This window comes from Pseudidiomarina tainanensis (genome assembly GCF_900115255.1).
GTDB classification, from domain to species: domain Bacteria; phylum Pseudomonadota; class Gammaproteobacteria; order Enterobacterales; family Alteromonadaceae; genus Pseudidiomarina; species Pseudidiomarina tainanensis.
This window is the reverse complement of record NZ_FOYU01000001.1, coordinates 1,040,116-1,059,016: the sequence shown is the minus strand read 5'-3', so window position 1 is coordinate 1,059,016 and position 18,901 is coordinate 1,040,116. Positions and strand designations below refer to the sequence as shown.

General features: G+C 47.5%; 18 protein-coding genes and 3 tRNA genes. 8 read left to right on the top strand and 13 right to left on the bottom strand.

Going from position 1 to position 18,901, the window contains the following annotated elements; all coding sequences use genetic code 11:
- Positions 1 to 9: 9 nt before the first annotated feature.
- The 6 genes from tolB (at position 10) to nadA (ending at position 4,163) form a co-directional block, all read left to right on the top strand.
- Positions 10 to 1,362 (top strand): Tol-Pal system beta propeller repeat protein TolB, encoded by a 1,353-nt coding sequence (tolB, locus tag BM292_RS05210; RefSeq protein WP_425439081.1) that lies wholly within the window; start codon positions 10 to 12, stop codon positions 1,360 to 1,362.
- A gap of 54 nt (positions 1,363 to 1,416) precedes the next feature.
- Complete coding sequence (pal, locus tag BM292_RS05205; RefSeq protein WP_092855998.1) at positions 1,417 to 1,956, top strand: peptidoglycan-associated lipoprotein Pal; 540 nt, start codon at positions 1,417 to 1,419, stop codon at positions 1,954 to 1,956.
- Positions 1,957 to 1,974: 18 nt separating this feature from the next.
- Positions 1,975 to 2,724, top strand: a complete 750-nt coding sequence (ybgF, locus tag BM292_RS05200) for a tol-pal system protein YbgF (protein WP_092855996.1) — start codon at positions 1,975 to 1,977, stop codon at positions 2,722 to 2,724.
- A gap of 139 nt (positions 2,725 to 2,863) precedes the next feature.
- A tRNA-Lys gene (locus BM292_RS05195) sits at positions 2,864 to 2,939 on the top strand.
- A gap of 29 nt (positions 2,940 to 2,968) precedes the next feature.
- Positions 2,969 to 3,044, top strand: a tRNA-Lys gene (locus BM292_RS05190).
- A gap of 72 nt (positions 3,045 to 3,116) precedes the next feature.
- Complete coding sequence (gene nadA / locus BM292_RS05185) at positions 3,117 to 4,163, top strand: quinolinate synthase NadA (RefSeq protein WP_165383870.1); 1,047 nt, start codon at positions 3,117 to 3,119, stop codon at positions 4,161 to 4,163.
- A 119-nt stretch (positions 4,164 to 4,282) separates the two neighbouring features.
- Here the strand turns inward: nadA and BM292_RS05180 are convergent, their stop codons facing one another.
- From BM292_RS05180 to BM292_RS05165, 4 genes are all read right to left on the bottom strand, one after another.
- Positions 4,283 to 5,092, bottom strand: coding sequence for an SDR family oxidoreductase (locus tag BM292_RS05180; RefSeq protein WP_092855994.1), 810 nt, complete (start codon positions 5,090 to 5,092; stop codon positions 4,283 to 4,285).
- A 2-nt stretch (positions 5,093 to 5,094) separates the two neighbouring features.
- Positions 5,095 to 5,874: a ZIP family metal transporter gene (locus BM292_RS05175; RefSeq protein ID WP_092855992.1), complete on the bottom strand. Its 780-nt coding sequence runs from the start codon at positions 5,872 to 5,874 to the stop codon at positions 5,095 to 5,097.
- Positions 5,875 to 5,890: 16 nt separating this feature from the next.
- Complete coding sequence (ggt, locus tag BM292_RS05170; RefSeq protein WP_245751844.1) at positions 5,891 to 7,540, bottom strand: gamma-glutamyltransferase; 1,650 nt, start codon at positions 7,538 to 7,540, stop codon at positions 5,891 to 5,893.
- Between the two features lie 386 nt (positions 7,541 to 7,926).
- A tRNA-Ser gene (locus BM292_RS05165) sits at positions 7,927 to 8,016 on the bottom strand.
- 262 nt (positions 8,017 to 8,278) lie between these two features.
- On the opposite strand from BM292_RS05165, the gene BM292_RS05160 reads away from it, so the two are divergent.
- Positions 8,279 to 10,153: a propionyl-CoA synthetase gene (locus BM292_RS05160; protein WP_092855988.1), complete on the top strand. Its 1,875-nt coding sequence runs from the start codon at positions 8,279 to 8,281 to the stop codon at positions 10,151 to 10,153.
- A gap of 25 nt (positions 10,154 to 10,178) precedes the next feature.
- Here the strand turns inward: BM292_RS05160 and BM292_RS05155 are convergent, their stop codons facing one another.
- The 6 genes from BM292_RS05155 to BM292_RS05130 all read right to left on the bottom strand — a co-directional run bounded on the left by BM292_RS05155 (position 10,179) and on the right by BM292_RS05130 (position 13,961).
- A complete protein-coding gene (locus BM292_RS05155) occupies positions 10,179 to 11,162 on the bottom strand; it encodes a mechanosensitive ion channel family protein (RefSeq protein ID WP_092855986.1) in 984 nt (327 codons plus the stop codon).
- A 6-nt stretch (positions 11,163 to 11,168) separates the two neighbouring features.
- Positions 11,169 to 11,642: a bacterioferritin gene (gene bfr / locus BM292_RS05150; protein WP_092855984.1), complete on the bottom strand. Its 474-nt coding sequence runs from the start codon at positions 11,640 to 11,642 to the stop codon at positions 11,169 to 11,171.
- A 9-nt stretch (positions 11,643 to 11,651) separates the two neighbouring features.
- Entirely contained in the window at positions 11,652 to 12,125 is a 474-nt protein-coding gene (gene bfr / locus BM292_RS05145; protein WP_092855982.1) for a bacterioferritin, read from the bottom strand.
- A gap of 34 nt (positions 12,126 to 12,159) precedes the next feature.
- Entirely contained in the window at positions 12,160 to 12,381 is a 222-nt protein-coding gene (locus BM292_RS05140; protein WP_092855980.1) for a bacterioferritin-associated ferredoxin, read from the bottom strand.
- 162 nt (positions 12,382 to 12,543) lie between these two features.
- Positions 12,544 to 12,990 carry a DUF3429 domain-containing protein gene (locus tag BM292_RS05135; RefSeq protein WP_092855978.1) on the bottom strand — a complete coding sequence of 149 codons (447 nt, stop codon included), beginning with the start codon at positions 12,988 to 12,990 and terminating at the stop codon, positions 12,544 to 12,546.
- The gene (locus tag BM292_RS05130; protein WP_092855976.1) at positions 12,987 to 13,961 is read right to left on the bottom strand and encodes a calcium/sodium antiporter; all 975 of its coding nucleotides are present in this window, start codon (positions 13,959 to 13,961) and stop codon (positions 12,987 to 12,989) included. Before BM292_RS05130 ends, BM292_RS05135 begins: the two co-directional genes overlap by 4 nt.
- 114 nt (positions 13,962 to 14,075) lie before the next feature.
- Between BM292_RS05130 and BM292_RS05125 the strand changes: the two genes are divergently transcribed.
- A complete protein-coding gene (locus tag BM292_RS05125; RefSeq protein ID WP_092855974.1) occupies positions 14,076 to 15,041 on the top strand; it encodes a CorA family divalent cation transporter in 966 nt (321 codons plus the stop codon).
- Here BM292_RS05125 and BM292_RS05120 read toward each other — a convergent pair.
- The 3 genes from BM292_RS05120 to BM292_RS05110 are packed head-to-tail and all read right to left on the bottom strand — an operon-like array spanning position 15,018 to position 18,821.
- The gene (locus tag BM292_RS05120; protein WP_092855972.1) at positions 15,018 to 16,142 is read right to left on the bottom strand and encodes an ABC transporter ATP-binding protein; all 1,125 of its coding nucleotides are present in this window, start codon (positions 16,140 to 16,142) and stop codon (positions 15,018 to 15,020) included. The two genes, BM292_RS05125 and BM292_RS05120, sit on opposite strands and share 24 nt — an antisense overlap.
- Positions 16,123 to 17,793, bottom strand: a complete 1,671-nt coding sequence (locus BM292_RS05115; RefSeq protein WP_092855970.1) for an ABC transporter permease — start codon at positions 17,791 to 17,793, stop codon at positions 16,123 to 16,125. Before BM292_RS05115 ends, BM292_RS05120 begins: the two co-directional genes overlap by 20 nt.
- A complete protein-coding gene (locus BM292_RS05110) occupies positions 17,793 to 18,821 on the bottom strand; it encodes a Fe(3+) ABC transporter substrate-binding protein (RefSeq protein ID WP_245751814.1) in 1,029 nt (342 codons plus the stop codon). The genes BM292_RS05115 and BM292_RS05110 overlap by 1 nt, the downstream gene beginning before the upstream one ends.
- Between the last annotated feature and the right edge of the window lie 80 nt (positions 18,822 to 18,901).

Sequence of the window (18,901 nt, the reverse complement as noted above, 5' to 3'; positions counted from 1 at the left end):
AAGCTTATGATGAAAAAACTGCTCATTTGTGTTGTAACCGCGGCTAGCCTGCTGTTTTCCAGCCAGCCGGCCAAAGCCTCACTTGAAATTGTCATTACCGGCGGTATTGACTCGGCACGCCCAATTGCGGTGGTGCCGTTTAAGTGGTTAGGCAATGGACCAAAGCCACAAGGTCTTACTGAAGTTGTCGCGGCTGACTTAATGCGCAGCGGCAAGTTTAATCCAATTCCGGTAAACGGCATGCCACAGCAACCGTCAACCTCAGGAGAAATTGACTACACTGAGTGGGCAAGTTTAGGCGTTGAAGCGATTTTAGTGGGAACCATTGCGCCGCATTCGCTAGATCGTTATACCGTTTCTTTTGAAATTGTTGATATTTTACGTGGCCAAATTACTAGCGGCACACAAGTCTTGCGTAATGGGCAATTGGTAACTTCAGAAGATCATATTTTAGATGCACGCTCGAGCGTTATTTCTGGTGATCAGTTCCGTCAGTATTCACATCGTATCTCAGATATCTTTTACGAAACCTTAACCGGTCAGCGCGGTGCGTTTATGACGCGTATAGCGTATGTTACAGTTAATCATCAATTAGATAAGCCATATGAGCTAGTGGTTGCTGATTACGACGGTTATAACGAGCGAGTATTGTTACGTAGCCCCGAGCCGTTGATGTCACCATCATGGTCGCCGGATGGCAACAAGTTGGCTTACGTCAGCTTTGAGAACAAAAAACCTGAGATTTTTATTCAGGACATCTATACTCGTAGTCGAGAGCGGATGACACAGTTCCCAGGCATTAATAGTAGCCCAGTGTTCTCGCCAGATGGTAAGAGCCTAGCGATGGTGTTATCGAAAGATGGTAATCCAGAGTTGTATGTGATGGATATTGCGACGAAGCGTGTTCGCCGCGTCACAAACCATCATGCGATAGATACTGAACCAGCGTGGTCGCCGGACGGTAACTCGCTGATTTTTACGTCAGAAAGGGGTGGCAGACCACAACTTTATAGCGTAAATTTAAGTTCAGGCCAGGTTCGCCGATTAACATTTGAAGGCGAGCAAAACTTGGGCGGAACGTATTCGCCAGACGGTAAGCAAGTGATTATGGTTAACCGTACACAAGGTAACTATCATATTGCCCGTCAGGATTATCCGAATGGCACGATGCAGGTATTAACGCAAACTGCTTTGGATGAGTCGCCAAGTTTGGCACCGAATGGTAGTATGGTGATTTACAGCACCACCCATAATAACCAGCAAGTACTGGCGCTGGTATCGGTCGATGGACGATTTAAAGCGCGTTTACCCGCGCGAGAAGGTGAAGTAAAATCACCGTCGTGGTCACCGTTTTTACGTTAGTACGAATGTATTAAAGCAAGTTCAATCACTTACATGAAAGAAAGGAACGCGGACATGAACGCAAACAAAGCCTTAAAAAGTCTGTTCATTGCAGTACCTATGCTGACTCTTGCAGCATGTAGCTCTAACCAAGGTGCTGAAGAAGCTGTTGACCAGCAAACGAACCAGCAAGTTGAGCAAACACAAGATCAATCAGGTGTTGATGTTGGTGCTGTAGAGCGTGAGAAAACTCCTGAAGAAATTCGCGCTGAGAAAGTCGCTCAATTGCGTCAAGAAAACATGATTTTCTTCGCATTCGACGATTCACGCATTTCATCTGAGTATGCGCAAGTACTTGCAGCACACGCAGATTTCTTAGTTCAAAACCCAAATGTGACAGTAACTATCGAAGGTCACTGTGACGAGCGTGGTACACCTGAGTACAACATCGCGTTGGGTGAGCGTCGTGCGAAAGCCGTTGCACAATACCTGCAAAACTTGGGTGTTAGCTCAAGCCAAGTAACCACTGTTTCTTACGGTGAAGAGAAGCCTTTAATTAATGCTTCAAACCCAGACGCCTACGCGAAAAACCGCCGCGGTGTACTCGTTTACTAAGTAACTCTGGTTGAGCCAATGCAAAAAGTAATCTTAGTATTGGCCTTTCTGATTCCCGGTGTCCTGCACGCGCAGGCACCGGTTTCTAAGTTAGGCAGTGGGTCGTTAGAAGAACGCCTGAATCAACTTGAACGTGTTATGGATGCGCGTAATGCTGCGCAAATGGCACTATTAGATCAAATGTCTCAATTACAAGATGAGGTTGCCGATCTTCGTGGTAAAACCGAAGAACACGCTTACCAAATCGAACAAATTCTGCAACGTCAACGTGAAATCTATCAAGAGATCGACCGACGTTTAGCCGCACAGCCGGCAGCGCAGGCGCAGGCGCAGTCAACGCCAGTTAATACAACGGCCGTTGATACTGCGAGCTCTGCCACTTATTCTGCAAATCTTTCGGAAAACGAAGCGTATGAACAAGCCATTCAATTGGTTCTTCGTGATAAGCGCTACGATGCTGCAGTGCCTGCATTTGAATCATTTATTCAAAGTTATCCGAATTCGACTTACGTGCCAAATGCCCATTACTGGTTAGGTCAGTTATTATTTGCGGAAAGCAAATATGATCAGGCCAAAGGCCATTTCTCGACAGTCGTAACAGACTTTCCTGATAGTAACAAACGTGGTGATTGTATTTTGAAGTTGGGTATTATTGCTCAGCAGCAAAACAATACGACCAAAGCACGTGAATTATATAATCAGGTAATTAGCGAATATGCGAATTCCACAGAAGCTGGATTAGCGCGCAAACGCCTCGATAATTTGTAAAATTCCTGTAGAAAATTCGGGGAAATGTTCGCAAATTGAGCAAACGCACCCGATTCCTTCAATTTACAGTTGCAACGAGCGGCTTTTTAAGTAAACTATGCCGCCGTTGCCACAGATAAGTGTGTAACACAGAAGTGATGGGTTGTTAGCTCAGTTGGTAGAGCAGTTGACTTTTAATCAATTGGTCGCAGGTTCGAATCCTGCACAACCCACCAATCACTTCAACCCTTCAAAGTTTTAAAGTGGGTTGTTAGCTCAGTTGGTAGAGCAGTTGACTTTTAATCAATTGGTCGCAGGTTCGAATCCTGCACAACCCACCACTTTATTTTTTCCCTTCGTGCCCCAATTTGATTTATAATCATTAAACTTTTTTAATGCATTGAAGTGGTACCATGAGCATTACGGCAGAAATTCAAGCACGGGTAATTGATAGTTTAGATTATCCTTTCCCGCCAAAACCGAAAACGTTAACAAGCGCTGAAAAGGCAGAGTACACCGCACGTATTAAGCAATTATTACGTGAGAAAAATGCTGTGCTGGTTGCGCATTATTATACTGATCCTGAAATCCAAGCGCTGGCTGAAGAAACCGGTGGCTGCGTTGCAGACTCGCTCGAAATGGCGCGGTTCGGTGCGAAACATGAAGCAGACACGCTGATTGTGGCTGGGGTTAAGTTTATGGGCGAAACCGCCAAAATTTTAACGCCAAACAAACGTGTATTGATGCCAACACTCGAAGCAACGTGTTCGTTGGATTTAGGCTGCCCAATTGACGAGTTCTCGAAGTTCTGTGATGAGCACCCGGATCGCACGGTGGTGGTGTATGCCAATACATCCGCCGCTGTTAAGGCACGTGCAGACTGGGTGGTTACTTCGAGTATCGCATTAGAAGTTGTTGATCACCTGGATGCTAACGGCGAGAAGATATTATGGGGCCCAGATAAGCATCTTGGCGCCTATATTGAGAAGCAGACTGGCGCTGACATGATTATGTGGCAGGGTGCTTGTATTGTTCACGACGAATTTAAAACTAAAGCGCTGGAAGACTTGAAACGGGTCTATCCAGATGCGGCCATTTTAGTGCATCCTGAGTCGCCACAATCGGTTGTCGAGATGGCTGATGCAGTTGGTTCAACGTCGCAATTGATTAAAGCCAGTCAAGAGTTACCGAATGATACGTTTATTGTGGCAACTGACCGCGGCATTTTCTATAAAATGCAGCAGTTGTCGCCGAATAAGCACTTTATTGAAGCCCCTACAGCCGGTAACGGCGCCACTTGTCGTAGCTGCGCTCATTGCCCTTGGATGGCAATGAATGGCCTTGTGGCTATCGCTGAAGCTCTCGAAAATGGCGGCGCCAAGCACGAAATTCATGTGGATGAAGCACTTGCTGAGCGGGCGTTAAAGCCGTTGAATCGCATGCTTGAGTTTAAAGGCTAAAAGCGTTACTCGTACGCTTCGCTATTCGTGCGCCCGCTGTTCGTCCGCTTCGCTCTTCGAACAGTGCAAAGCACGGACGACCAGAGAGCGTAGCGAACGTACGAATCACGAATAACGTTTTAAAGGTGTGGGTGAAGCAGGTGGTAGCCGGTGGCCCGCATTCTAGAGTTACTGAGACGCTTGCTGCCGCGAGGACCTACTTTATCCGTGCGCTTGAGCTGTTCGATTGACACGCCGATCTTGTGGGCAATACGAGCATAGGCTTCTTCTTGCAACAATGGCTCGTTGTCGCTAACGATATATATCTCTTCACGATGCCCTGGATGCGTGAGCAAATAGGCAATAAAACCTGCGACATCGTCACTATGAATGCGATTTGTCCAAGCGGGTGTAATCACTGCTGTACCATCACGTAATTGCTGTTGCATTCGCTCGCGGCCCGGACCATAGATACCCGAGCAACGTAATACTGAAACGTCAGCAGGGCTCCCGAGTATCACACGCTCAGCTTGTAGGAGCATTTCACCGCTATCGGAATCCGGCTCGGTTGGGCTTGCTTCGTCTACCAATTCACCATTGCGCTGACCATATACACCAGTACTCGAAACATACAAAACACGTGGTTGTATACTTAGTTGATGCAACAAATGCTGTAAGTGACGACATGGCACCACATAGCCTTGGTGATAGCCGTCGCGACTGTAATTTGACGGCGTGAGCGTGATTACAATCGCGTCAAACTCATGTTCAAGTAGCTGCCGTAGGTCGTGTTCGCTATTCGCGTCTGCGCTAACCAACTGAACGTCTTCAATCACAGGCTTGGTCGAAGGATTACGACACGCGCCAACAACCGTCCAGCCGGCATTGATGAGCAATGGCGCGGTGCGCTGCGCAATATCACCGTAACCTAACAAAAGTACTTTTGGCATGTTTAAACAGCTCCTAACCAAACATCCAGAAATAGCATCACGACTAAGCCAACCATCAAACCTGCTGTTGCGCGGCTATGATGCCCGTGACGATGCGTTTCGGGGATGATCTCATGACTAATGACAAATAGCATGGCACCGGCGGCAAATACGAGTCCCCAGGGTAATAATAGCTCCGAAATATTTACAAATACGCCGCCGAATAAACCACCAAGCGGCTCAATCAGTCCAGTTAAAGCGGCAACCAAAAATGCTTTCAAACGGTTGTAGCCTACGGCTACTAAACCAACGGCAACAGCCAGCCCTTCCGGTAGGTTCTGCAACCCAATACCTAGCGCAAGTGAAAAAGCGTTTTCCTGTTGTCCGCTACCATACGCAACGCCCACGGCGAGACCTTCAGGGAAGTTATGAATGGCGATAGCGAAGATAAATAGCCAAACGCCAGCAATTTTGGCGTTACTGCGGCCTTCAACTCCGCTAATAAAATGCTCATGCGGCACCAAGCGGTCAAATAACGCAATGGTCAGTGCGCCCAGCAAGATACCGACAACGGCTATCGCCGCAGGCCAGGGACCTTGGCCATAAATTTGTGTGGAAATATCAATGGAGGGAATAATCAGCGAGAAAAAAGATGCAGCAAGCATCACACCGGCTGCAAAACCGAGTAACGTGTCGTTAAATTCTTCGGAGGGCTTTTTCCCAATTAGGATTGGTAATGCCCCCACAGCTGTTAAACCACCGGTAATGGTGCTGGCGAGTAACGCCGTGAGGACGAGTTCCATGAATTAATTCCTTTTCTTAATAGCCTGCCGCATGACCGTCTTTGCGGCTTTCAGATGCTCCGTAATATACGCCTTCTTCATGATTACGCCAAATGGCTTGATAGCCTCCGTAGGGGCCAACAGCTTCTTGCAAGGTATGCCCCATTTTAATGAGTTCGCGACGTGTGTGGTCAGAGAAGCCGTTCTCTAAACTAACCACGCCACCATCGGTCATGACTTCTCCCGTAGGCTGGCTGGAGCCTGTGTGCAGAATGCGTGGCGCATCACCAGCTTCTTGCAGGTTCATGCCAAAATCAATCATATTGATGAGAATTTGTGCGTGCATTTGTGGCTGAGTAGCACCACCCATGACGCCATAACTCATCAGTGGCTTGCCATCTTTGGTCACGAATGCTGGAATGATGGTATGGAAAGGACGTTTGCCGGGTTCAAAAACATTACGATGATTTTTATCCAGAGCAAATAACTCGCCGCGGTTCTGAATCACGAATCCGAGTCCAGTTGGGGTAATCCCTGATCCCATACCACGGTAGTTACTTTGAATGAGTGAAACCATATTGCCATCGACATCTGCGGTAGTTAGGTAAATGGTATCGCCTTCGGTTGGCGGATTGCCCGGCTCAAACGATTGACCTGCACGATTCATATCGATTAACTTCGCGCGCTGCTTGGCGTAATCTTTGTCGAGTAAACCTTCTACAGGCACTTCATTAAAATCAGGATCGGAGTAGTACTTAGCACGATCTTCAAATGCTAGTTTTTTCGCTTCAACAAACAAGTGCACGTACTCTGGGCTATCAAATCCCATGCTGGCGATATCATAGTTTTCCAGAATATTAAGAATTTGCTGTGCGGCAATACCTTGCGTATTGGGTGGGAGTTCCCACAAGTCATAACCACGATAATTCGTTGAAACTGGGTTGACCCAAGTTGAGGTGTGACTTGCCAGATCGTCGTAACTTAAAAAGCCACCGTGCTTTTTCACAAAAGCATCAATGGTTTTGGCAATTTTACCTTTGTAGAAAGCATCACGACCTTCTTTTGCAATGAGTTTATAGGTGTTTGCGAGGTCAGGGTTTTTGAACAGTTTACCTTTTTGCGGCGGTACACCGTCTTTCATGAAAACTTCGGCGAACCCTGGTTGATTTTTAAGGACATCCGCATTTCGCTCAAAGTAATACGCGATCACTTCAGTGACTGGGAAACCGTTTTCTGCGTATTCAATGGCCGGTGCGAGTACCTGCGCCATTGGCAACTTGCCAAACTTTTCATGTAACTCAAACCAACCGTCGACCGCGCCCGGCACTGACAACGGTAACACGCCGCGGGCTGGAATGGATTCATAGCCGTTCTCTAAAAAATAGTCCAAGGTGAGAGACTTTGGTGAACGACCCGACGCGTTTAAGCCATGCAAACGCTTACCCTCAGCATCCCAAACAATCGCAAAGAGGTCACCACCAATCCCGTTACCGGTAGGCTCCACTAGGCCGAGCAGGGCGTTCGCAGCAATTGCTGCGTCAATGGCATTACCGCCGGCTTGCATAATGTCCAGTGCAACTTGGGTTGCGAGGGGTTGACTTGTAGCTGCCATGGCATGAGGCGCCATTGCCTCGGAACGGGTAGCAAAGTGCTTGCCGGTAATGCGGTCAGCAGCGATGGCATTCATGCTTGCTGCACCGCAACCGAACGCAAGCAAACAACTCGCAGCGGCAAACTTCGATTTTTGAATCAGATACTTCATAAAATGATACTCCGGTTTGGCTTGAGGTATCATTTCACTATATGAATTGAGCATCAAATGAGCAATGCTTGTAACCGCAGATAACCTGCCTATTACCGAACGACCACAAAAAAACCGCCTTGCGGCGGTTCTCTTGTATCTGGCGGAGAGAGAGGGATTCACTCGGGCCATCCATGGCCCTCGCCCTGCGGGCAGCCTTGCGGCTGTGCCAAACGGCAATCCTGCCGTTTGGTCGAACCCTAAGCGTTCTCATCAAGTCGGCACTCTCCGCCAGACACAAAAAAACCGCCTTGCGGCGGTTCTCTTGTATCTGGCGGAGAGAGAGGGATTCGAACCCTCGATACGGGTTAGCGTATACACACTTTCCAGGCGTGCTCCTTCAACCACTCGGACACCTCTCCTGAAGTGGCGGTATGATAGGGAAAACCCTGGTTTAAATCAACAGCGTTGAAAAACAAAAGCGATATTCGTTGTTCGTACGTTCGCTTCGCTCACTGTTCGTGCGTGCTTCGCACTGTTCGTGAGTTTTTTCCCGAATAGCGTAGCGGACGAACAGCGCAGCGTACGAATAACGAATAACGGCTCTTCAGACCTAAGTCGTATGGGAAAAAGCTGGTAACACGCTACATTAGACAGCAGTGGCAGTAGATAAGGATTTTCACCATGAGTTACCCGCGCGAATACGAATCATCACTCCAACGCACTGAGGCGTTTTGGTTGAAGCAGGCTGGACAGTTGCATTGGTTCAAAGAGCCCAGCACAGCATGCCAGTTAAAAAGTAACGGCACCGCCGATTGGTTTGCTGATGGTGAGCTAAATATTTCGTTTATGGCGCTTGATTACCACGTTGATAATGGCCGTGGCGATCAAGTGGCACTCATCTATGATTCGCCGGTAACGGAAACCAAACAACAGTTTACCTATCGCGAGTTACGCGATGAGGTAGCATTGTTTGCTGGATTGTTGAAAAAGCACCACGTTAAAAAAGGTGACCGTGTGGTTATCTATATGCCGATGATCCCGCAGGCGGCCATCGCGATGTTGGCATGTGCACGATTGGGGGCGATTCATTCGGTAGTATTTGGTGGCTTTGCGCCGCATGAATTAGCGGTTCGAATTGATGATGCGCAACCTAAAGTTGTGGTGACAGCCTCATGTGGTGTTGAGGTCAATCGCGTCATTCCATATAAACCGATGGTGGATAAAGCGATTGCTGAAGCTAGCCATAAGCCTAGCAATGTGATTGTTTATCAACGTGAGCAGTGTCAAGCAGAGCTTAACCAGCCGGGTGACCTTGATTGGCAAGCTGAAGTGGCAAAGGTAACGCCAGCTGAATGTACCGTGGTGCCGAGTACACATCCGTTATATGTTCTCTATACTTCTGGGACTACCGGCAAACCGAAGGGCGTTGTGCGTGACACTGGCGGCTATGCGGTAGCGCTGAATTACTCCATGCAAACGGTTTACGATATCAAGCCGGGCGAGGTGATGTTTACCGCTTCTGACGTCGGCTGGGTGGTTGGGCACTCTTATATTGTTTACGGCCCATTACTGGCGGGCGCGACGACGATTTTATATGAAGGAAAACCAGTCAGAACTCCAGATGCTGGCGCGTTCTGGCGGGTCTGTGCGGATTATAAAGTCACGGTATTATTCAGTGCGCCCACCGCATTTAGAGCGGTTAAAAAAGAGGATCCAGAGGGGAAATTGCTTGAACAATATGATTTAACTGCGCTGGAACGGATTTACATGGCGGGCGAACGACTCGATCCGCCGACTTATGAGTGGACCACAGAAATTACCGGTAAGCCAGTCTATGATCATTGGTGGCAAACAGAGTCTGGGTGGCCGATCTGTGCCAATCCTGTAGGTATCGCCGAGCATCCAATCAAACCAGGTTCAGCGACGCTCCCATTGCCAGGTTACGATGTTCGTATTGTTGATTATAAAGGCCAAGAGCTGGCCCCCAATGAGCAAGGTGCAGTTGCCATCAAGTTGCCGTTACCACCAGGGTGTTTGACGACAATCTGGAATGACGAAGAGCGCTTTGTCGGTGGTTATTTAAGTGAGTTTGAGGGATTTTATTCAACGGGCGACGGTGGCTATAAAGACGACGATGGCTATGTATTTATTATGGGCCGAACCGACGACGTGATAAATGTGGCCGGTCATCGCTTATCAACGGGCGAAATGGAAGAGATTCTGGCTAAAGACAAGGCGGTGGCTGAATGCGCCGTGATTGGTGTACAGGATTCTTTAAAAGGTCAGGTGCCAGTTGGCTTGGTGATCACCAAAGATGGCGATACCACGAGCGATGAAGAGCTCAGTGCTCGTCTAGTGCAACTGGTGCGTGATGAAATTGGTGCGGTGGCGTGTTTGAAGCGAATCTTGATTGTGCCACGCTTACCGAAAACGCGTTCGGGGAAAATTCTGCGTCGGGTATTGCGTCAATTAGCCGACGGCGAACAAGTTGTGGTGCCATCGACTATCGATGACCCAACCTGCATAGATGAAATTCGTGAGCGCTTAGCGAATTAAGCGCTCATTTAAACTAAGCAATAACTTAGAGCTCATCGGCCGCATCGTTTTCTGGTCGCGGTTTTGATTTCGCTGGTGAGTTCTGTTTCTTGGCTTTTGGTTTGCTGACAGCTTCGGTGTGCACTTTGGCATCGTCATTCCAACTACGAATATGCAAATCGCGCTGTGGGAATGGAATTTCAATGTCATATTCTTCGAGCGAGGTATGGATTTCCCACATAAACGCCGCTTTAACGGCACTTGGCCGATTTACCGCTTCCGGTTTTAGCCATACCACCAATTCGAAATTGAGTGAGCTATCGCCAAATTCCGTTAACCAAACCTGTGGTGGGCGATGGCTCCCATCATCTAGTGTATGCGGCACACGCTCAGCAGCCTCTAATACCGCTTTACGCACCAATTCTTTGTCGGTGCCATAGGCCACACCAAATCCAATTTTAATGCGTCGAATGGTGTCGCGCATGGTCCAGTTGGTGACTCGACCAGCAACAAACTCGGAGTTTGGAACAATAATATCGATGTTGTCGTTGGTGGTGATGATGGTGCTACGAATATTAATTTCTTTTACTTCACCAGTTACGCCTGATTCGAGTTCTACAAAATCACCAACTTTGAGTGTTTTCTCAAACAGCAACATAATCCCAGCTGTGAAGTTGCTGATTAGATTTTGTAAACCGAAACCAACACCGACACCTAATGCGCTGGCGAAAATCGCAAACTTCGTCAGATCAATGCCTATGGATGCCACGGCAATGAGCGCACCCACCACCATCACCACATAATGGGTGATACGGGTGAGGGCATAAACCGACGATTGCGCCATTGATTTCCGATAACTGGCAATGCGTCGTAGTCCGTTTTGGAGTATACGTGAAAAAATGTAGGTGACGATTAGTATCATCACCACGCGGAAGATAGAGCCGTAAGTTATCGACGTTTCGCCTACCTTAAACAGCTCGGTTTGCAACCAACCAAAAAGGTGTTGCACTTCAGCAAGAATTTGCTCCATGCGCTGTTATCCCATTTGCGCTTGCAAATACAGCTCTAAACCCAGTTTCTCAATGAGTTCGAGTTGCTGACGTAACCAATACGCATGGTCTTCTTCCGTATCTTTTAAAATACTAATGAGCATATCTCGCGTGACAAAATCACCCGCTTGCTCGCAGAATTTGATTACACTGCGTAAAGTGCGCGCATTAGCGTACTCAAGCTCTAAATCATTCGCCAGCATGGTTGGTACCTCGTTGGCAATGGTGTGCGGCTCGCGCCCGTTCATATTGGGTTGGCCGCCTAAAAACAGAATACGGCGTATAAGTAAATCAGCATGACCGCGTTCGTCATCTACTTCGTGATTGATACGCTCGTAAAGTTTGTCCAACCCCATATCTTCATATATGCGCGAGTGTGCAGTGTACTGATCAATCGAAGTCAACTCGTACGCCAGCAATTTATTCAGTTGCTCAACAATAGCTTGGTGATCAAGATTCATGACAACTCCTTATTCGCTATCCAACTTGGTTTGCAGATATTTCGCCAAACTAATTTTATCGACCAAATCGAGTTGTGTTTCTAACCAATCGAGATGTTCTTCTTGTTGCTCCAGAATTTCCGTCAGCTCGTCACGGCTGACGTAGTCTTGTGCCGATTCGCAAACTGCAATAGCAGCGCGAATGGCAAGCACGTCGTCCATTTGTACTTTATGGTCGAGTTGGAGCATTTCATGCGGATCTTCACCGATGAATAGTTTGCCAAGATCTTGAAGGTTAGGGAGGCCACCTAAAAACAAAATGCGCTCGATAATGTCATCAGCGTGTTTCATTTCGTAAATGGAAGCTTTGTAGATTTTACTATTGAGCTCACCAAAGCCCCAATTTTTGTACATGCGGGCATGTAAAAAGTATTGGTTTATTGCGGTAAGCTTGCGGGTGAGTATGCGATTAAGTTCTTGTAAAACCTTACTGTCGCCTTTCATGACTACAACTCCTAGCTGTTATTTTTTTAACAGCTTAAGCGTAGCACACCTCGACTGGCAATAAAGTTTCTGATTTTAATCGCGCGTTACGATCAGCAACAGCGTCTTTAACAACTTCTTTCGCGCACTGCGTACAACAGCCACACTGAGTGCCTACGCCATACTGCTGGCGCAGTTCACGCATACTGTTTAAGCCATCGTCGACTGCGCGACGAATGGTTTTATCAGTGACACCTTTGCATAGACATACGTACATAGTTGGCTCCGTACTGTTACGAAGCTAATGATAACGCAAACAAGAACGATTCGCAATAAAAACCAAGGGCAAGATATTTGCTATTGGATATTAGATATTAGGAAAAGATAAATACCCGATACATCGGCGCTAATATCCAATATCTAATATCGCTTTCGCTTTTCAGAGGCTGATGATCAGGAGGATGACGTGCAGTGCCACCACCGTGAACGTTAATCGACCGCGCAACTCCAAATACCACGAATGTGTGTTCAGCTTGCGGCGCTCGTAGTTTAACCAAAATAGATGAAGTAGGGCCAAGACGGCAAGAAATGCGAGGGTTGAGTCGCGGCATATTGGTAGCTGTGTTGCGATTAGTACGGCGAAACCGGTAACAGAAGGCACCATGCTCCATTGCAGGCTGCGGCGGTGATCGCTGTCAGCATCAACCATACAGAGTCCCCAGTGAATGCCACCGAGGAAACTGAAGATAATGGCGCTGTATAGAATAAATAGGCTGATGGCGAGCTCGCCGTTGAAGTCGAGCAATGCCATGAGCGTTAGCACAATAAACGGAACAAGTCCGGCGAAACCAAGGCGTTGTGCCGTATATTGTGAGATCAAATTCATGCGATAAATCCTGTTTGTAATACGTAAATGGTGTAACCAACATAGCAGGCCACAAAAATACCACCATGTACGCGATTGATTCGGTTCGGACGGCTGTTCGGGCGAAACGCGAAAATCAATAACATGAACGTTAACACTGTCATCATTAACCAATCACGACTCAAAACCAGTGGTTCGAGTGAAATAGGCGTGATGGCGCCGGCAATCCCCACTACGGCTAAGGTATTGAACATGTTTGAGCCAATCACGTTACCTAACGCGAGGTCGTGTTCGTTTTTGCGTACCGCAGCAATGGCTGATGCTAACTCTGGTAACGAGGTACCAACAGCAACCACGGTTAAACCGATAACTAAATCGCTAACTCCTAGTGCGGTGGCAATATCTACAGCGCCCCAGACTAAAATACGCGAACTGATAATTAATAAGATCAATCCAATGATTAACCAAGTGACGGCGCGTCCAATTGGCATCGTGGCTTCTTTAATTTCATTATCAAAGTCGTCACTTAAGGTATCTGTGCTACCGGTCATACCTTGATAAATACTCCAGCCCAGATAGCTGGCGAAAATTGCAAGTAACACCCAGGCTTCAAGAGTGGTGATGACGCCATCAATGAGTGGCCATGCGGCTAGCAATGTGATGGCAATCAGCATCGGTGCTTCACGTTTTAATACCTGACTGGCCACAGCAATTGGCGCTAAAAGCGCTGTAATACCCAGAATAAGTGCAATATTCGTGATGTTGGAACCATAGGCATTACCTAATGCTAAACCGGGATTGCCTTGCATTGACGCCAACGCAGAAACCACCATTTCTGGTGCTGATGTACCAAAGCCGATAATCACCATACCAATGAGTAGGGCTGGCATACCTAAATGATTTGCTGTTGCAGCAGCACCATCGACAAAGCGGTCGGCGCTCCATACTAATAAAGCTAAACCAACAATAATGGCAGCAATAGCGAGTAACATAGAATTCCTTGGTGTTTTTTTAGTTGGTCAATATTTTAACGTGAATTAGTAGTGCTTGTGAATGCAGGCTTGAACAGTCTAGACTGAATGTAGCTAAAAGAAGAGGATTTCGTTATGGCGGACAAGCAGTTAGCACGACCAGAATTTATGATTGATAGCTGGGACTTTAGTCAACATCCAGCTCAACCCATTCATGATAACTTTCATAACCGGCAACAAAGTTGGTTTCATTTCCAGCGCAATATACCTGGGCTAGCGTCATGGTTAATCGATGCGGGTATTCCAGAACCGATTATAGATGCGGTGCTTGAAGAAGATACGCGACCACGATTTGATCGCTTAAATGATGGCTTCTTGTTGATACTACGTGGTGTCAATTTAGCCGAAAATGATCAGCCTGAAGATATGGTCAGTTTACGAATTCTCTATTTCAAAGGTAATTTGTATAGCTTCCGTCGACGTCCGGTACGAGCTGTCCAACTTATTCAGCAAACGTTAGAACGTGAACAAGGGCCGCAAACCTTGCCTGATTTTATTTTGCATTTGGTTGATGAAATGACCAACAAAATTGAACAGTTGCAAGACAATATTGAAGCTGAAATGGAAGCGCTTGAGGATGATACCAAAGGCACTACCAGTGAACGTCAGTCTGCTTTGACACAATTACACCGCCGCCTGTTACGGCTTACTCGATTTGTGCGCCCTCAGTTGACGGCGCTTGATAAACTCGCTGCTGACAGCACGAAGTGGTTTGATGCTGATTGGACACAATGGCTTTTGAACGAACGCGATAATACCCATCGCGAGCTAGAAAACATGGAAATGTTGTTGGAACAAGTATGGATGTTACGTGAACATTTGCAGCAAGACTTAGCTGAAAAAATGAATCGTAATACTTACTGGTTGTCGATGGTTGCAGGCGTGTTTTTGCCGATTAGTTTTTTGACCGGGTTATTCGGCATTAATATTGGCGGTATGCCAGGCGTGGACCATGGCAACGCTTTTTGGATATTTAGCGCTGCGCTATTCATTATTGCTGTAGTCGAATTCTTGCTGTTACGCCGATTGCGTTTTTGGTAACACCGAAGGTAGCGGCTGCACTGTTGGTGCCTGGTCATGAAAGCCTGGCAATTCGCAATGGTCAGCCGCAAACACAACTAAGTGATCAAATTCAGGCCGCAAACCAATATTCGCCCCAACGTTGAACTCTTCGTGGGACGGGCTCAAGGTCAGAATTTCGATGCCACTAGCAAGTTCGATGGTGTACAAGTTATGCGCGCCACGAAAACCACGAGCTTTAATAGTCCCGCGTAACCGAGACGTTGGGTCAGGCACCAAGTCATCTGGGCGAACCAAAAAACTCACTGGTGTGCCGGCCGGCACTTGGAGCAAACTTGGGTGTTCCAACATACCCAATGGCGAGGCGAGTGAACCCTCTGTGTTTACCGTACCTTGCAACAACACACCATGGCCGATGAAATCGGCAACTAATTGATGTTTCGGTTGGTGATAAAGCTGATAGGGCGTATCCCATTGCAATAATTCGCCTTGATACATCACGCCGGCTTTGTCCGCCATTGCAAACGCTTCTTGTTGATCGTGGGTGACCAACAGTGCAGTGATGCCTTCTTTTTTCAGCAGTTCACGTACTTCAACGGCAAGACGCTCTCGAAGCTCCGCATCTAAGCTAGAAAACGGTTCATCCAACAATAACAACCGAGGTTTTGGTGCGAGCGCTCGAGCCAAGGCAATACGTTGCTGCTGCCCGCCTGATAATTCATGCGGAAAACGCTTTTGGTAACCAGGTAGGCCGATGCGATCGAGCAATTCGTCAACACGCGCGCGGCGCTCTGCTGAACTAGCTTTTTGCATACCGAAGCTAATATTGTCAGCGACATTCAAATGCGGAAATAGCGCGAAGTCTTGAAAGACCATCCCAACGCCACGTTGTTCAGGAGCGAGCGTGTATTTAGCATCGGACACAGAGGTGTCGTCAATGTGAATAGTCCCAGATTGTAAGGTTTGAAAACCTGCTATCGCGCGTAACAAGGTTGTTTTGCCACAGCCACTTGGGCCGAGTAAACAACCAATCTCGCCTTGTTTTAATTCAAACGTGACGCTTCGAACAATATGTGATGTGCCGAAGCTAATCTGAATTTTATCAAGCTGTAACCGGGACAAATTCTTGCTCCTTTAACGCCGACTGTTGTGACTTTAACATAGCGCGAGACAATAAAATAACAGGGATTAGACCAACCAAAACCATCATCAATGCCGGCGGTCCGGCATCTGGCAAGCGTTCATCACCGGCCATTTCGTATGCTCGTACTGCTAACGTATTGAAATCGAACGGACGCAGTACCAGTGTTGCCGGTAGTTCTTTTAATACATCGACGCCCACTAAAATGAGTGCGGTCAGTACGCTGGGACGTAACAACGGCAAATGGATTTTACGCAATACTTGTAGTGGTTTATAGCCTTGAATACGCGCGGCCTCATCCATACTTGGGCGAATCTCGCCGAGCCCTGCTTGAATAGTTTGGAGTGAAACGCTAAGAAAACGGACACTGTAGGCAAATAGCAGGGCGAAGATGGTACCCGATAATAGCAATCCTGGATTCACGTCAAACCATGCTTGGCTTGCCGCAATGATCAGATGATCGATCGAGGTCAAAAACACCATGAGACCAACCGCTATGACGAGGCCGGGGATGGCGTAGCCCAAACCGGCAAAAGCAACACTTGTTCGTACTATTTTAGTGGGGATTTGGCGCCGGCCATAGGCTAACCATAAGGCCATTGTCACAACTAACATAGCCGCCAGAACAGCTAGACCGAAGCTATTAAATGTCAGTTGCCAAAAGTCAGGATCTTGCCAAACTTCGGCACGTTCAATTGACCAACTGGTGAGTTGTAGTGCGGGCAAAATAAAGCCAAATACTAATGGTAACCAACAGGCAATGCTGGCGGCGATTGCTTTCCAACCGCGTAACTCAAATGGTGGTGCAGGGCGATTATTGCGTTGATCGTAGCGCGCTTGGCGACGCGACCAACGTTCGATAAAAATAAGTAAAATGACTGCAATAAGCAGCATCCCGGCTAATTGTAGAGCTCCTTGCAGGTCACCAAGGCCATACCATGTGCGGAAGATTCCGGTTGTAAACGTGGTCACGCCAAAGTAGGCGACAGTCCCATAGTCCGCCAAGGTTTCCATTAATGCCAACGTAGCGCCGGTTACGATGGCAGGCCGTGCCAAAGGTAATGCGAGACGTACAAAGCACTGCCAAGGATTGAGCCCCAAACTACGCCCGGCTTCGATGGTTGTCGCAGACTGTTGAATAAAGGTGGCGCGCGTAATTAGATAGACATAAGGGAACAGAACTAGGCTTAACACAATGATGGCGCCACCGAGACTACGAATCTCAGGAAACCAATAATCGCCGTAACTCCAATCGAACCATTCGCGCAATGATGATTGTACCGGGCCGGCGAAATCAAGCATGCCGGTATAAGTGTAGGCAGTGATGTAAGCAGGCATTGCCAGTGGAAGTAACAATGCCCAACTCAGAACTCTTTGCCCGGGAAAGCGGCATGCGGTGGTTAGCCACGCGGTGCTCACGCCTAACACAATGACGCCAACAGCGACGCCGATTAATAAAAGCAGTGAATGACGAATGTATTCGGGAACGACTGTCGCCCATAGATGGCTCAGCGTTGAGGTGTCGTCACTCCAAGCAAGTTGTAGCACCGACCAACAAATAACAAGCAACGGCACGCCAATAACGACGGCCGTTACGACTAATGAAAGTTGGCGCCACAAACTAGAGCGCATTAACGCCAGCCAGCACGATTCATTAATTTGACTGCTTCAGCGTTATTTTCGCCCAAGAAAGTCATCGATAAATCATCGGCTTTAAATTCGCCCCAAGCTTGCAAGGTTTCGCTCCACTCAACACCTTCCACGGCTGGATATTCATTGTTTGTGGCAGCATACCAAGCTTGTGATTCAGCTGATAATAAGAACTCAATGAGTTGCTGAGCTTCAGCCTTGTTTTTCGCATGTTTGGTTAAACCGATACCTGACACATTCACGTGTGTGCCGAAGCTATCTTGATTTGGCCAGAAAATCTTCAACTTGCTTGCCGCTTCACGTTGCTCCGCATCATCACCAGTTTGCATCAAACCAAAATAATACGTGTTCGCGACTGCAAGATCGCAGACACCGGCCGCAGCTGCTTTTAACTGATCACGATCGCCACCAACAGGAGGCTTCGCGAGATTATTAACCAGCCCTTCGGCCCAGGCTTCAGTTTTTTCTTCGCCCCAGTGCTCAATCAAGGCAGCTGTAAGCGATTGGTTGTAGATATTGTCAGATGAGCGAATACATACTTTATTGTTCCATTCAGGCTTGGCTAAATCTTCATAGCCGCTTAACTGACTTGGATCGACACGGTCTGCGGCATAAAAGATTGGGCGAGCGCGCAAGCTCAGACCAACCCATAAATTATCTGTTCCGTGTAAGTGTGCAGGCACTGACTCAAGCGCTTTAGCTGATGTTAACGGTTGAAATACACCGGCTTCGGCCGCACGGTGTAAATTGCCGGCATCTACAGTGAGAAATAAATCAGCCGGCGTATTCTGGCCTTCGTTCTGTAAGCGAGCGAGCAATGCATCGCCACCACCGGTTAAAAGGCGTACTTCAATACCGGTTTCTGCGGTAAACTTTTCTAATACTGGTTTAATGAGCGCTTCTTTTCGCGCTGAATACAGGTTAACTGTAGCTGCTTGTGCTACGGTTGCTGTTAAACTCGCAGCAACTGCTGTCATTGTGAAGATTTTGCGCAACATAGTTGAACTCATAGCTTAATACCTCGTATTGATGGGTGAAGTATATCGAAAAAAGATAACGAACGATATTGATTCGCATTTGGTACCTACAA

Excerpts from the sequence above, each read along its gene's own strand:
- tolB (WP_425439081.1), top strand. The coding sequence starts at position 10 with ATGAAAAAACTGCTCATTTGTGTTGTAACCGCGGCTAGCCTGCTGTTT.
- pal (WP_092855998.1), top strand. The coding sequence starts at position 1,417 with ATGAACGCAAACAAAGCCTTAAAAAGTCTGTTCATTGCAGTACCTATG.
- ybgF (WP_092855996.1), top strand. The coding sequence starts at position 1,975 with ATGCAAAAAGTAATCTTAGTATTGGCCTTTCTGATTCCCGGTGTCCTG.
- nadA (WP_165383870.1), top strand. The coding sequence starts at position 3,117 with ATGAGCATTACGGCAGAAATTCAAGCACGGGTAATTGATAGTTTAGAT.
- BM292_RS05180 (WP_092855994.1), bottom strand. The coding sequence starts at position 5,092 with ATGCCAAAAGTACTTTTGTTAGGTTACGGTGATATTGCGCAGCGCACC.
- BM292_RS05175 (WP_092855992.1), bottom strand. The coding sequence starts at position 5,874 with ATGGAACTCGTCCTCACGGCGTTACTCGCCAGCACCATTACCGGTGGT.
- ggt (WP_245751844.1), bottom strand. The coding sequence starts at position 7,540 with ATGAATGCCATCGCTGCTGACCGCATTACCGGCAAGCACTTTGCTACC.
- BM292_RS05160 (WP_092855988.1), top strand. The coding sequence starts at position 8,279 with ATGAGTTACCCGCGCGAATACGAATCATCACTCCAACGCACTGAGGCG.
- BM292_RS05155 (WP_092855986.1), bottom strand. The coding sequence starts at position 11,162 with ATGGAGCAAATTCTTGCTGAAGTGCAACACCTTTTTGGTTGGTTGCAA.
- bfr (WP_092855984.1), bottom strand. The coding sequence starts at position 11,642 with ATGAATCTTGATCACCAAGCTATTGTTGAGCAACTGAATAAATTGCTG.
- bfr (WP_092855982.1), bottom strand. The coding sequence starts at position 12,125 with ATGAAAGGCGACAGTAAGGTTTTACAAGAACTTAATCGCATACTCACC.
- BM292_RS05140 (WP_092855980.1), bottom strand. The coding sequence starts at position 12,381 with ATGTACGTATGTCTATGCAAAGGTGTCACTGATAAAACCATTCGTCGC.
- BM292_RS05135 (WP_092855978.1), bottom strand. The coding sequence starts at position 12,990 with ATGAATTTGATCTCACAATATACGGCACAACGCCTTGGTTTCGCCGGA.
- BM292_RS05130 (WP_092855976.1), bottom strand. The coding sequence starts at position 13,961 with ATGTTACTCGCTATTGCTGCCATTATTGTTGGTTTAGCTTTATTAGTA.
- BM292_RS05125 (WP_092855974.1), top strand. The coding sequence starts at position 14,076 with ATGGCGGACAAGCAGTTAGCACGACCAGAATTTATGATTGATAGCTGG.
- BM292_RS05115 (WP_092855970.1), bottom strand. The coding sequence starts at position 17,793 with ATGCGCTCTAGTTTGTGGCGCCAACTTTCATTAGTCGTAACGGCCGTC.
- BM292_RS05110 (WP_245751814.1), bottom strand. The coding sequence starts at position 18,821 with ATGAGTTCAACTATGTTGCGCAAAATCTTCACAATGACAGCAGTTGCT.